The 403-nt window shown below is 68.2% G+C and carries 1 pseudogene; it reads left to right on the top strand.

Annotated features, from left to right (window positions below):
- A pseudogene (locus EOA32_RS39155) lies at window positions 1-312 on the top strand (hypothetical protein); the annotation flags it as partial.
- Between the last annotated feature and the right edge of the window lie 91 nt (window positions 313-403).

Genomic DNA, 403 nt, shown 5'->3' with positions numbered 1-403 from the left:
GGCTTCACTCGCCTCGCGATCGAGCTCGCCGACCTTAACGGCCATCCCGCGCGCTCTATGGCGCGCGAGCACAAGGCGCTGATGGAACGGCAGCTGGCGAGCCTGCTTGCCGAGGCGAAGGTGCCGTCGCCCGGCGAGCGGGCGCGAGAGCTGTTCCTGCTGGTCGAGGGCGCCATGGTGATGATCCTCGTACACGGCGACCGCGACTACTGCACGGCGGCAGCGGAGGCCGCGAAGCGGCTGGTGATGGGACAGCCGGCAGGTTCCTTGGCGACTGGCGAAATCGATGGAGCGAGTAATCTCCCCCCTTGAGGGGGAGATGGTCGGCAGACCAGAGGGGGTGCCTCGCGCCGGCTCCTCAGAGCAACGCCCACCACCTCAGCCGGCGATAATCTTCCCCGGA

Source organism: Mesorhizobium sp. M1A.F.Ca.ET.072.01.1.1, from assembly GCF_004023325.1.
In the GTDB taxonomy this organism is placed as follows: Bacteria; Pseudomonadota; Alphaproteobacteria; order Rhizobiales; family Rhizobiaceae; genus Mesorhizobium.
This window is presented reverse-complemented; position numbering and strand designations above follow the sequence as displayed.